This window comes from Pseudonocardia spirodelae (genome assembly GCF_037727765.1).
In the GTDB taxonomy this organism is placed as follows: Bacteria; Actinomycetota; Actinomycetes; order Mycobacteriales; family Pseudonocardiaceae; genus Pseudonocardia; species Pseudonocardia spirodelae.
Genome location: NZ_JBBJUP010000007.1, coordinates 60,975 through 73,274 on the forward strand (window position 1 = coordinate 60,975; position 12,300 = coordinate 73,274).

The window sequence follows — 12,300 nt, forward strand, 5'->3', positions numbered from 1 at the left end:
CACGGCGCGCACCGGGGCCGCGCCCCGGCGGCGACGCCTAGACTGGGTCCGAGCACACCGGGGGAGGTGCATCGGGAGTGAACGCCGACGAGCGACGGTTCGCCGTGCTGCGGGCCATCGTCGCCGACTACGTCTCGACCCAGGAGCCCGTGGGGTCGCGGGCCATCGTCGACCGGCACAACCTCGGCGTGTCCAGCGCGACCGTGCGCAACGACATGGCCGTGCTGGAGGAGGACGGGCTGATCGCCCAGCCGCACACCAGCGCGGGCCGCATCCCCACCGACAAGGGCTACCGGCAGTTCGTCGACCGGATCTCGCAGGTCAAGCCGCTGTCGTCGGCGGAGAAGCGCGCCGTGCAGACGTTCCTGGACGGCGCGGTCGACCTCGACGACGTGCTGCGCCGCTCGGTGCGGCTGCTGGCCCAGCTGACCCGGCAGGTCGCCGTCGTCCAGTACCCCACGCTGACCCGCTCCACGGTGCGCCACCTCGAGGTCGTGCAGCTCACCCCGGCCCGGCTGATGCTCGTGCTGATCACCGACTCCGGCCGGGTGGACCAGCGCGTCGTCGACCTCGGCGAGGTCCTCGGTGAGACGGAGGTCTCACGGCTGCGCGAGATACTCGGCAACGCGCTGAACGGGCGCAAGCTCGCCGAGGCCTCCGCCGCCGTGGCCGAGCTGCCCGACTCCGCGCCCGACGACCTGCGCACCCCCCTGCTGCACGTCGCGACGGTGCTGATCGAGACGCTCGTCGAGCACCCCGAGGAACGGATGGTGCTCGGCGGCACGGCCAACCTGACCCGCAGCCACGCCGACTTCCCCGGCTCGCTGCGCCAGGTGCTCGAGGCGCTGGAGGAGCAGGTCGTGGTCATGCGGCTGCTCGCCGCGTCGCAGGACTCCGGGCTGGTCACGGTCCGGATCGGTGAGGAGAACGAGGCCGAGGACCTGCGCACCGCGTCGGTGGTGACGGTCGGGTACGGAACGGGTACCCCGCTGGGCGGGATGGGTGTCGTCGGGCCGACCCGGATGGACTACCCCGGCACCATCTCGGCGGTGCATGCCGTCGCCCGGTACGTGGGTGAGATCCTGACCGGTCGGTAGGACTTCCTCCGTTCCCTGTACGTACACTTCATCGAGGAAAAGAGCCAGGTGGCACGCGACTACTACGGGATCCTGGGCGTCGAGCGCGGCGCCGACGCCGCGGAGATCAAGCGGGCGTACCGCAAGCTCGCCCGTGAGCTGCACCCGGACGTCAACCCCGACCCGGGCGCGCAGGAGCGTTTCCGCGAGGTCAGCGCGGCCTACGAGGTCCTGACCGACCCGGAGAAGCGCCGGGTCGTCGACCTCGGCGGGGATCCGCTCGACGCCCGCGGAGGCGGCGCAAGCGGTGGCGACCCGTTCGGCGGCTTCGGCGGGTTCAGCGACATCATGGACGCGTTCTTCGGCGGCACCGCCGCGGGCGGGCGCGGGCGCGGTCCGCGCAGCCGGGTCCAGCCCGGCGCCGACGCGCTGATCCGGATGGAGCTGACGCTGGAGGACTGCGCCGCCGGCGTGCAGCGCGACCTCACCGTCGACACCGCGGTGCTGTGCACCCAGTGCCAGGGCTCCGGCTGTGCCGACGGCACCCACCCCACCGCGTGCGACACCTGCGGCGGCTCCGGGGAGATCCAGAGCGTGCAGCGCTCGTTCCTCGGGCAGGTCGTCACCGCGCGGCCCTGCCCGACCTGCCGCGGGTTCGGCGAGGTCATCCCCGACCCGTGCCGCCAGTGCGCGGGCGACGGCCGCGTCCGGTCCCGGCGCACCGTGTCGGTCAAGATCCCGGCCGGGGTCGCCGAGGGCATGCGGGTGCGGCTCGCGGGCCAGGGCGAGGTCGGCGCGGGCGGCGGCCCGGCCGGCGACCTGTACGTCGAGGTGGAGGAGGCCCCGCACGAGGTCTTCACCCGCGACGGCGCGGACCTGCACTGCACGCTCCCGCTGCCGATGACCGCCGCGGCGCTGGGCACCACGCTGCCGCTGCCGCTGCTCGACGGCACCGTCATCGACATCGACGTCGAGCCCGGCACCCAGCACGGCACCGTGCGCACCCTGCGCGGGAAGGGCATGCCGCGGCTGCGCTCCACCGGGCGCATCGACGGCCACGGCGACCTGCTCGTGCACGTCGAGGTGTCGGTGCCGACGCGGCTGGACAAGGAGCAGACCGACCTGCTGCGCCGGCTCGCGGAGCTGCGCGGCGAGGAGCAGCCCGACCTCGTCGGCGGCTCGCGCAACGGGCACGGTCTGTTCTCCAAGCTGCGCGACAGCTGGTCCGGGCGCTGACCCGGTGACGACGGCGCCGCTGTTCCTGGTCGACGACGTCGCCGCCCTCCCGGGCCCGGGCGCCGAGACGGTGCTCGACGGCCCGGAGGGCCGCCACGCCGCCACGGTGCGCCGGCTGCGCGCGGGGGAGGCCCTGGTGCTCTCCGACGGCCACGGCGGGCTCGCCCGCGCCGAGGTCACCGGCGCCGCCGGGCGCGACGCGCTGACCGTGCGGCTGCACGAGGTGACCCGGGTGCCCGCACCCGCGGTGCGGGTCGTCGTCGCACAGGCGCTGGTGAAGGGCGACCGCGGCGAGCTCGCCGTGGAGACCGCGACCGAGGCCGGCGCCGACGGGTTCCTGCCCTGGCGGGCCGCCCGCTGCGTCACCCGCTGGGACGACGGTCCGCGCGGCGCGAAGGCCCTGGAGCGCTGGCGCTCGACCGTGCGCGAGGCCGCCAAGCAGGCCCGCCGCCCCTGGCAGCCCGAGGTCGGCGAGCCGGTGACGACCGCCGGGCTCGCCGCCCGCGTCGCCGCCGCCGACGTCGCGCTGGTGCTGCACGAGTCCGCGACCGAGGACCTCGCGACCGTCGCGCTGCCCGCGGCCGGGGAGGTGCTGCTGGCCGTCGGGCCGGAGGGCGGCGTCGACGACGCCGAGCTCGCCCGCCTCGCCGACGCCGGCGCCGTGCCGGTGCGGATGGGGCCGGAGGTGCTGCGCGCCTCCACCGCGGCCTGCGTCGCGCTCGGCGCGCTCGCGGTGCGCACCGGCCGCTGGGCCCGCTGACGCCGCCCGCCCCCGGCCCTCCGGCGGGTCACGATCCGGCGAAACGGTCGTCGGGGACGGCGTGGGGCTGTCATCATCCGGCGCGTGTGTGACAGCGACCACGCTCCCCGCTTCGGGCGCCGCACGTTCGGAACCCTGCTGACCGGCCTCGCCGCGACCCCGCTGCTGGCGGCCTGCGGCGGCGGCGCCGCCCCGGCCGCGCCGCGCCCGACGCGCGACCGGACGGTCCCGCAGACCGAGCGGATGGCCTACGGCGGCCAGCCCGACCAGTTCGGCGAGCTCACCTTCCCCCGCACCCGCGACCTCCCGCGCGGGACGGTGGTCGTGCTGCACGGCGGCTTCTGGCGGGCCGGGACCGACCTGACGATCATGCGCCCGGTCGCGGACGCGCTCGTCGCGGCGGGGTTCGTCGTGTGGAACGTGGAGTACCGCAAGGTCGGCGCGGGCGGCGGCTGGCCCTCGACGTTCGACGACGTCGCGATGGCCGCCGACCACCTCGCGTCGCTGCGCTCCACCCGCATCGACCTGCGGCGCCTGGTGGTGCTCGGGCACTCCGCGGGCGGGCACCTCGCCGCCTGGCTGGCGATGCGGGCCGGGCTGGCGGCCGGCGAGCCGGGGGCCGCGCCGGTGGTGCGCCCGGCGGGCGTGGTGTCGCTGGCCGGGGTGCTCGACCTGGCCGGCGCGACGCTGCTCGGCGACGGCGCCGTCGCCGACCTGGTCGCGGCCACCCCGTCGAGCGACCCGGCCCGGTACCGCGCGACCAGCCCGGCCGAGGCGCTGCCGCTGGGCGTGCCGTCGGTGTGCGTGCACGGCACCGCCGACGAGGTCGTCCCGCTGGAGCAGAGCGAGGACTTCGTGACCGCCGCCGTCGCCGCGGGGGACCGGTCGGAGCTGGTGCGGGTCGAGGGCGCCACCCACCAGCAGCTCATCGACGTCGCACACCCGGGATGGGCGGCGGCGCTGGCCGCCGTCGAACGGCTGAGCACCCCCGTGTGACGCCGGGGGCGGAATCGGCGGGTGCCGCGCCGCGTCGCACCGGTACCATCGGCGCAGTCCGGACACCCGACGTACGAGGCAGGCGAACACACTCTTGACCGGCACCGAACCCGGCCCCACCCCCCACCTGCGGTCCGACGCAGCACCGGGCGGGACCGTCCGGTCGAGGATGACCGTGCCGGACACCGCCCTGCTCGCCCTGCTCGGCTCGCGCGACGACAGCCTGCGCGCCGCCGAGGAGGAGCTGACCGCCGACGTCCACGTCCGCGGCAACGAGCTGACCCTGTCCGGCGACCCGGGCGACGTCGCGTTCGCCGAGCGCGTGTTCACCGAGCTCATCACCCTCGCCGGGCGCGGGCAGCTGGTGGGCGCGGACACCGTGCGGCGCACCGTGCAGATGCTGTCCGCGGAGAACGCCGCCGACGAGCGCCTCGGCGAGTCCCCGGCCGAGGTCCTGAGCCTGGACATCCTGTCGCGCCGCGGCAAGACGATCCGGCCCAAGACGCTCAACCAGAAGCGCTACGTCGACGCCATCGACGCCTCCACGATCGTCTTCGGCATCGGGCCCGCCGGTACCGGCAAGACGTACCTGGCCATGGCCAAGGCGGTGCAGGCGCTGCAGGCCAAGCAGGTCAACCGGATCATCCTGACCCGCCCGGCCGTCGAGGCGGGGGAGCGGCTGGGGTACCTGCCCGGCACCCTGTTCGAGAAGATCGACCCGTACCTGCGCCCGCTCTACGACGCGCTGCACGACATGATCGACCCCGAGTCCATCCCCAAGCTGATGGCGGCCGGGACGATCGAGGTCGCGCCGCTGGCCTACATGCGCGGCCGCACGCTCAACGACGCGTTCATCATCCTCGACGAGGCGCAGAACACCACGCCCGAGCAGATGAAGATGTTCCTCACCCGCCTCGGCTTCGGCTCGCGGATCGTGGTGACCGGCGACATCACCCAGGTCGACCTGCCGGGCAGCGCGCGGTCCGGGCTGGCCGTCGTGCAGGACATCCTCGACGGCGTCGAGGACGTGCACTTCTCGCGGCTCGACTCCGCCGACGTCGTCCGTCACCGGCTGGTGTCCGACATCGTCGACGCCTACGCCCGGTTCGACGCCGCGTCCGAGCGGCGCGCGGCGGCGGTCGGCAACGGCGCGCCCCGCAACGGCCCGGTCGGCCGCGGCAACCGGCGCCGGTGAGGGGCGGCGGGCGGGTGGCGCCCGGACCGCCGGTGTCCGGCGTCTACGCTGGCCCCTCCACAGGACGGACGCAGTGACGACGAGCAGGGGCGGGGCAGCGGCGGCGTGAGCATCGAGGTCGTCAACGAGTCCGGGATCACGATCGACGAGGCGCAGATCGTGTCCGTCGCCCGGTACGCGCTGGACGCGATGAAGGTGAGCCCGGCCGCCGAGCTGGCGATCACCGCGGTCGGTCTGGACGCGATGGAGGAGCTGCACGTCCGCTGGATGGACGAGCCCGGCCCGACCGACGTCATGGCGTTCCCGATGGACTCCCTCACCGAGGACACCCGCCGTCCCGACGCGCCCGACCTGGGCCCGGCCCTGCTCGGCGACGTCGTGCTGTGCCCGGCCTTCGCCCGGGAGCAGGCCCGCAAGGCCGGCCAGACCCTGGCCGACGAGCTGCACCTGCTGACCGTGCACGGCATCCTGCACCTGCTGGGCTACGACCACCTCGAGCCCGACGACGAGCGCGAGATGTTCGCGCTGCAGAACCGGCTGCTCAAGGCCTGGCGCGAGGACCGCGCCCGCGAGCGCGCGCGCGACGCCCAGAAGCGCAGCGACGACCGCCTGCTCGGCGCGGCCGGGTTCGAGGACGAGCCCGGCCGGTGACCGGCATCCCGACAGACACGTTCTCCTGAGGAGCAGAAGTGACCACCGTCTGGCTGATCGTCGCGACGGTCCTGCTCGTGCTGCTGGCGGGGGTGTTCGCCGCCGCCGACTCCGCCCTCATGTCGATCTCGCGGGCCCGGGTCGACGCCGTCGTCCGCGCCGGCCGGGCCGGGGGCAGGGCGCTGGCGGCCGTCGTCGCCGACCGGCCCCGGCACGTCAACCTGCTCATGCTGCTGCGGGTCACCTGCGAGACCGTCGCGGTCATCCTCCTGGCGCTCGCGCTCGCCCCGCTGTTCTCCGCGACCTGGATCGGCCTCGTCCTCACCGGCGTGATCATGGTGCTGGCCAGCTACGTCCTGATCGGCGTCGGCCCGCGCACGCTGGGCCGCCAGCACCCGTACCGGATCGGGCTGCTGCTCGCCGCCCCGATCCGGGCGATCGGCACCGTCCTGTCGCCGCTGGCGACCCTGCTGATCCTGCTCGGCAACGCGATCACCCCGGGCCCCGGCTTCCGCGACGGCCCGTTCTCCACCGAGGTCGAGCTGCGTGAGCTCGTCGACATGGCCAGCAACCGCGGCGTCGTCGACGAGGGCGAGCGCAAGATGATCCACTCGGTGTTCGAGCTGGGGGAGACCCCGGTCCGCGACATCATGGTGCCGCGGCCGGACCTGATCTGGACCGAGCGCGACACCCCGGTGGAGAAGGTCCTGCGGCTCGCGCTGAAGAGCGGCTACTCGCGGATCCCGGTGCTCGGCGAGGGCATCGACGACGTCATCGGCGTCGCGTACCTCAAGGACCTCGTGCGGGCCCGGGAGGAGGCGCGGCGCGGCGAGCGCCAGGTCGCGCTGCTCGACATCCTGCGCCCGGCCGCGTTCGTGCCGGACTCCAAGCGCAGCGACGACCTCATGCGCGAGATGCAGCGCACCCGCAACCACATGGCCGTCGTCGTCGACGAGTACGGCGGCACCGCCGGCGTCGTGACGATCGAGGACATCCTCGAGGAGATCGTCGGGGAGATCACCGACGAGTACGACAGCGAGGAGGTGCCCGAGGTCGCCGAGGCCGCCGACGGCGCCTTCCGGGTCTCCGCCCGGCTCCCCGTCGAGGACCTCGAGGAGCTGTTCGCCGGCCGCTTCCGCGGCACCCCCCGCGAGGACGAGCTGCACGAGGCGCTGGAGGCCGCCGACGTCGACACGGTCGGCGGGCTGCTCGCCCAGCGGCTGGGGAAGGTGCCGCTGCCCGGCGCCACCGCGGAGCTCGACGACCTGCTGCGCCTGCAGGGCGAGGGCGGCAAGGACGCCCGCGGCCGGGTCCGCATCACCGCGGTGCTGGTCAGCCCGCTGGAGCCGGCCGGCGACACCGCGCCCGAGCAGGACCGCGCCCGCACCGAGGAGTCCGACGTCCCGGACTCCGCGGCGGGCGACCCGACCGAACACGCCGGCGCGGAACGACGCTGACCGGCACCGACCGCACACCGTCCCCGCGACACGGGGGGCGGACGAGACGAGGGGTCCCCGCCGACCGGCGGCGGGCCCGAGGAGGAACGATGGCCCGCACGACCGTCCCCGTGGAGCGAGCCCGATGACCGGGCTGCCCGCGACGCCGCGCTACGACCTGGTCGTCGTCGGCGGCGGGATCGTCGGCCTCGCCACCGCCTACGCCGCCACCCGCAGCGGCCTGAGCGTGGCCGTCGTCGAGCGCGAGCAGCGGCTCGCGAACCACCAGACCGGCAACAACTCCAACGTGATCCACTCCGGGCTGTACTACGCGCCGGGCGGCTACAAGGCGCGCCTGGCCGTCGCCGGGTGCGCCGAGACCGTCGCGTTCTGCCGCGAGCACGACCTGCCCCACCAGGTGTGCGGCAAGCTCGTCGTCGCGACCGGGCCCGAGGAGCTGCCGCGCCTCGACGAGCTGGCCCGCCGCGGGGCGGCGAACGGCGTGGAGAACCACCGCCTCGACGAGCACGGCATCCGGGAGTACGAGCCCGACGTCCGCGGCCTCGCCGCGCTGTGGGTGCCCTCGACCGGCATCTGCGACTACCGCCTCGTCGCGGAGAAGCTCGGCGAGCTGGTGGAGAAGAACGGCGGGGAGGTCCACCTGGGCCGCACCGTCACCGGCTTCGCGCGCCGCCCGTCCGACGTCGTCGTGCGCACCACCCGCGGCGACCTGCTCGGCACCCGCGCCGTCGTGTGCGGCGGCCTGCGCTGCGACGAGCTGGCACGCCTGGCCGGGGCCGACCCCGGCGTGCGGATCGTGCCGTTCCGCGGGGAGTACTCCGGGTTCTCCGAGCGGGCCGCGTCGCTGGTCCGCGGGCTGATCTACCCGGTGCCCGACCCGGCGTTCCCGTTCCTGGGGGTGCACGCCACCCGCGGGATCGACGGCCACGTCCACGCCGGCCCGAACGCGGTGCTCGCGCTCGCCCGCGAGGGCTACGACTGGCGCACGATCAAGCCGAAGGAGCTCCTCGGCACCCTCACCTACCCGGGGATGCTGCGGGTCGCCCGCACGCACTGGCGCTACGGCATCGGCGAGGTGCAGCGGTCGCTGTCCACGCGGGCGATGGTCCGCCAGATCCAGCGGATGCTGCCCGACGTCACCGCCGCGGACCTGCACCCGGCCGGCGCCGGGGTCCGGGCCCAGGCGGTCAAGCCCGACGGCACCCTGGTCGACGACTTCCTGTTCCTCGACCAGGCCGGGCCGGACGGCGCGGGCCGCCCGGGCTCGATCCTGCACGTGCTCAACGCCCCGTCCCCGGCGGCGACGGCCGCGCTGCCGATCGGCCGCGAGATCCTCGCCCGGCTGGGGGCGGCGTGACCGGCCCCGGGGGCCCGGCGGACGGCTTCCGGTCCGGGTTCGCCTGCTTCGTCGGGCGGCCCAACGCGGGCAAGTCGACGCTGACCAACGCGCTGGTCGGGTCGAAGATCGCGATCACCTCGTCGCGCCCGCAGACCACCCGGCACGCGATCCGCGGCATCGTGCACCGGCCCGACGCCCAGATCGTGCTGGTCGACACGCCCGGCCTGCACCGCCCGCGGACGCTGCTCGGCTCGCGGCTCAACGAGCTGGTCCGCGAGACCTGGTCCGAGGTCGACGTCGTCGGGTTCTGCGTGCCGGCGAACGAGAAGGTCGGCAAGGGCGACCGGTTCATCGCCTCCGAGCTACGCAAGGTCGCCGCGCACACCCCGGTCGTCGCCGTCGTCACCAAGACCGACCTCGCGCGGCCCGAGCAGGTCGTCGAGCGGCTCACCGAGGTGTCGGAGCTGATGGACTTCGCGGAGGTCGTCCCGACCTCGGCGCAGTCGGGGTTCCAGGTGCAGCTGCTGGCGGACCTGCTGGTCGGGCTGCTGCCCGAGGGCCCGCAGCTGTACCCGGACGGCGACCTCACCGACGAGCCGGAGGACGTGCTCGTCGCCGAGCTGGTGCGGGAGGCCGCGCTGGAGGGCGTGCGCGACGAGCTGCCGCACTCGATCGCCGTCGTCGTCGAGGAGACGATCGAGAAGAAGGACCTGCTCGAGATCTACGCGATCATCTACGTCGAGCGGTCCAGCCAGAAGGGGATCGTCATCGGCCGGGGCGGGGCCCGGCTCAAGCAGGTCGGGACCGACGCCCGGCGCCAGATCGAGAAGCTGCTCGGCACCCGGGTGCACCTCGACCTGCACGTGAAGATCGCCGAGGACTGGCAGCGGGATCCCAAGCAGCTGCGCAAGCTGGGCTTCTAGACTCGGGGGATGCCCCAGCTCTACCGCGACACCGGGATCGTGCTCCGGGTGCAGAAGCTGGGCGAGGCCGACCGGATCGTCACGATGCTGACCCGCGGGCACGGCAAGATCCGGGTGGTGGCCAAGGGCGTGCGCCGCACCCGGTCGCGCTGGGGGGCGCGGCTGGAGCCGTTCAACCACGTCGACGTCCAGTGCTACACCGGCCGCACGCTCGACGTGGTCACCCAGGCCCAGACCGTGGACGCGTTCGCCCCGGCGATCGTCGCGGACTGGTCGGCGTACTCGTGCGGCTGCGCGATCCTGGAGACCGCGGACCGGCTGGTGTCCGAGGAGGGCGAGCCGAGCCTGCGGGTCTACCTGCTGCTGCTCGGCGCGACCCGGGCGCTGGCCGACGGCGCCCGCGAGCCCGCCCTGGTGCTCGACGCGTTCCTGCTGCGGGCGATGAGCCACGCCGGGTGGGCGCCGTCGCTGGTGGAGTGCGCCCGGTGCGCCGCGCCCGGCCCGCACCGCGCGTTCACCGTCGCCGGCGGCGGCATGGTGTGCCCGCGCTGCCGCCCGCCCGGCTCGGTCACCCCCGCGCCGGAGACGGTCGCGCTGCTCTCGGCGCTGCTGCACGGGGACTGGGACACCGCCGACGGCTCCGCGACGCCGTCGCGCCGCGAGGCCAGCGGCCTGGTCGCGGCGCACCTGCAGTGGCACCTGGAACGGCAGCTGCGCTCGCTGCCGCTGGTGGACCGGCGGTCCCGCAACCGCCCGGCCGCCGGGGCCGACCCCGCGCCGGGCCCGGCTCCGGACACCGTGCCCGACAGGGGATCCGGCGGTGCGACGGCGCCCTGACCGGCCGACCGCCCGTCCCGTCGAGCGGTCGACGTGGACGTGACCGGGACCACCCGGCTGCCGCCGGTCGCGTCCCGGCCGTCGTCCGCCGACTCCACCGGGTGAAGGTCGGCTCGGGTGGGCAACCCGCCGGACGGTCTCGTTACGCTCCTGTGATCGAGGGGACCCCAGCCCCGTCGGAGAGGTAGTCGTGACCCGACCCCACAACCCGCCGCCGGACGGTGCCGGACGGACCGACCGGTCCGACCGGCGCGACTCCGCCGGGCGCACGAGCCGGCTGCCGGCCGCGACGCAGCGGATCCCGGTCCCGCCGACCCAGCAGCTGCCCGTCCGGACCGAGCTGCTGCCCGAGTCCCCGCAGGACGGCCCGACCCGCGCGATGCGCCAGGTCCGCGCCCGCACCGAGGACGGCGCCTGGCCCGCCATCCCGATGCTGCCCGTCATCCGGCCCGACGAGTCCGACCCGCTGTCGGAGGCCGACCGGGTGCGCGGGCACCGCGGGATGCGCGCCCTGCGCGAGACGATCGAGCGTCTCGAGGACCCGGACGTCCCCGCGTGGCCCGAGGAGCACCGCGACCGGCCGGGCCCGCCGGGCCTTCCGTAGAGTCGGCGGACGTGCCGTTCCAGCCCCCCGCGCCGCACCCGTCCGGTGCGCGGCCCCCGGCGATCCCGCCGGCCCTGGTGCCGCGCCACATCGCACTCGTGATGGACGGCAACGGCCGCTGGGCCAACGCCCGCGGCCTGCCCCGCACCGAGGGGCACAAGCGCGGCGAGGCGTCGCTGATGGACGTCGCGCGCGGGTGCATCGACATGGGCGTGCGCTGGCTGTCGGCGTACGCGTTCTCCACCGAGAACTGGCGGCGCAGCCCGGACGAGGTCCGGTTCCTCATGGGCTTCAACCGCGACGTGATCCGCCGCCGCGTCGACGAGATGGACGCGATGGGCGTGCGCGTGCGCTGGGCCGGGCGCCGCCCCCGGCTGTGGCGCTCGGTGATCAAGGAGCTGGAGATCGCGGAGGAGCGGACCCGCGGCAACGACGTGCTCGACCTGACCATGTGCGTGAACTACGGCGGCCGCGCGGAGATCGTGGACTCGGTCCGGCAGATCGCGCGGCTCGCCGCCGAGGGCCGGATCAACCCCGACAAGATCGACGAGCGGATGCTGGCGCGCCACCTCGACGAGCCCGACATGCCCGACGTCGACCTGTTCGTGCGTTCCTCGGGCGAGCAGCGGACGTCGAACTTCCTGCTGTGGCAGAGCGCCTACGCCGAGATGGTCTTCCTGGACACGCTGTTCCCCGACTTCGACCGGCGCCACATCTGGCAGGCCGTCGAGATCTACGCCCGCCGGGACCGGCGCTTCGGCGGAGCCGTGGACGCGGCGGGGGCGGGCTCGTGACCGGCGAGGTCATCACCCGGATGCTCGCCACCGCCCGGGGTGCGCTGGAGCGGTTCCACGACGTCACCGTCGACGACGACGGCGCGCTCACCTTCGCCCACGGCGGGGTCCTGTGCGTGGTGCAGGGCACCGAGCTGGAGGACGGGCTGCCCGTCCTCAACCTGACCTGCGTGGTCGCCTGGGACCTGCCCGAGGGCGACGACCCCGCCGAGGACGTGCCCCGGCGGGTCGGCCTCGGCGTCGGGGAGGGCCTGTTCGGGACGCCGCGCGTGGTGCGCGGGGAGCGCGGCTGGGACGTGACGCTGCGCTACGCGTTCCCCGCCGCCGGGCTCGCCCAGGGGCCGATGGGCACGCTGCTGATGCTGGTGGTGTCCTCGGCGTCGAGCATGCGCGCCGAGCTGGTCGGGGGCTGAGCGCCGCCGCGACCGGCCG

Annotated in this window: 13 protein-coding genes; all 13 read left to right on the forward strand. The window is 75.0% G+C overall.

Annotated elements, in window-relative coordinates:
• The first annotated feature begins 77 nt into the window (after positions 1–77).
• The 13 genes from hrcA (at position 78) to WJX68_RS10455 (ending at position 12,281) form a co-directional block, all read left to right on the forward strand.
• Complete coding sequence (gene hrcA / locus WJX68_RS10395) at positions 78–1,097, forward strand: heat-inducible transcriptional repressor HrcA (RefSeq protein WP_340288779.1); 1,020 nt, start codon at positions 78–80, stop codon at positions 1,095–1,097.
• A 48-nt stretch (positions 1,098–1,145) separates the two neighbouring features.
• On the forward strand, positions 1,146–2,312 hold the full coding sequence (dnaJ, locus tag WJX68_RS10400) for a molecular chaperone DnaJ (RefSeq protein WP_340288782.1): 1,167 nt from the start codon (positions 1,146–1,148) through the stop codon (positions 2,310–2,312).
• 4 nt (positions 2,313–2,316) lie between these two features.
• Positions 2,317–3,072: a 16S rRNA (uracil(1498)-N(3))-methyltransferase gene (locus WJX68_RS10405; RefSeq protein WP_340288785.1), complete on the forward strand. Its 756-nt coding sequence runs from the start codon at positions 2,317–2,319 to the stop codon at positions 3,070–3,072.
• Between the two features lie 84 nt (positions 3,073–3,156).
• Complete coding sequence (locus tag WJX68_RS10410; protein ID WP_340288788.1) at positions 3,157–4,068, forward strand: alpha/beta hydrolase family protein; 912 nt, start codon at positions 3,157–3,159, stop codon at positions 4,066–4,068.
• Between the two features lie 94 nt (positions 4,069–4,162).
• Positions 4,163–5,263: a PhoH family protein gene (locus tag WJX68_RS10415; RefSeq protein ID WP_422785691.1), complete on the forward strand. Its 1,101-nt coding sequence runs from the start codon at positions 4,163–4,165 to the stop codon at positions 5,261–5,263.
• A 105-nt stretch (positions 5,264–5,368) separates the two neighbouring features.
• The gene (ybeY, locus tag WJX68_RS10420) at positions 5,369–5,914 is read left to right on the forward strand and encodes an rRNA maturation RNase YbeY (protein WP_340288791.1); all 546 of its coding nucleotides are present in this window, start codon (positions 5,369–5,371) and stop codon (positions 5,912–5,914) included.
• 38 nt (positions 5,915–5,952) lie between these two features.
• Positions 5,953–7,371 carry a hemolysin family protein gene (locus WJX68_RS10425; protein WP_340288794.1) on the forward strand — a complete coding sequence of 473 codons (1,419 nt, stop codon included), beginning with the start codon at positions 5,953–5,955 and terminating at the stop codon, positions 7,369–7,371.
• Between the two features lie 124 nt (positions 7,372–7,495).
• Positions 7,496–8,728, forward strand: coding sequence for an L-2-hydroxyglutarate oxidase (gene lhgO, locus WJX68_RS10430; protein WP_340288797.1), 1,233 nt, complete (start codon positions 7,496–7,498; stop codon positions 8,726–8,728).
• On the forward strand, positions 8,725–9,633 hold the full coding sequence (gene era, locus WJX68_RS10435; RefSeq protein WP_340288800.1) for a GTPase Era: 909 nt from the start codon (positions 8,725–8,727) through the stop codon (positions 9,631–9,633). Before lhgO ends, era begins: the two co-directional genes overlap by 4 nt.
• A gap of 9 nt (positions 9,634–9,642) precedes the next feature.
• Entirely contained in the window at positions 9,643–10,470 is an 828-nt protein-coding gene (gene recO, locus WJX68_RS10440) for a DNA repair protein RecO (protein ID WP_340288803.1), read from the forward strand.
• A 190-nt stretch (positions 10,471–10,660) separates the two neighbouring features.
• Entirely contained in the window at positions 10,661–11,074 is a 414-nt protein-coding gene (locus tag WJX68_RS10445; protein ID WP_340288806.1) for a hypothetical protein, read from the forward strand.
• Positions 11,075–11,085: 11 nt separating this feature from the next.
• Positions 11,086–11,868, forward strand: a complete 783-nt coding sequence (locus WJX68_RS10450; protein WP_340288808.1) for an isoprenyl transferase — start codon at positions 11,086–11,088, stop codon at positions 11,866–11,868.
• 20 nt (positions 11,869–11,888) lie between these two features.
• Entirely contained in the window at positions 11,889–12,281 is a 393-nt protein-coding gene (locus tag WJX68_RS10455; protein ID WP_340289287.1) for a hypothetical protein, read from the forward strand.
• Positions 12,282–12,300: the final 19 nt, after the last annotated feature.

Bases quoted from the DNA above. Each gene is read 5' to 3' on its own strand.
- recO (WP_340288803.1), top strand. From the start codon at position 9,643: ATGCCCCAGCTCTACCGCGACACCGGGATCGTGCTCCGGGTGCAGAAG.
- WJX68_RS10455 (WP_340289287.1), top strand. From the start codon at position 11,889: ATGCTCGCCACCGCCCGGGGTGCGCTGGAGCGGTTCCACGACGTCACC.
- lhgO (WP_340288797.1), top strand. From the start codon at position 7,496: ATGACCGGGCTGCCCGCGACGCCGCGCTACGACCTGGTCGTCGTCGGC.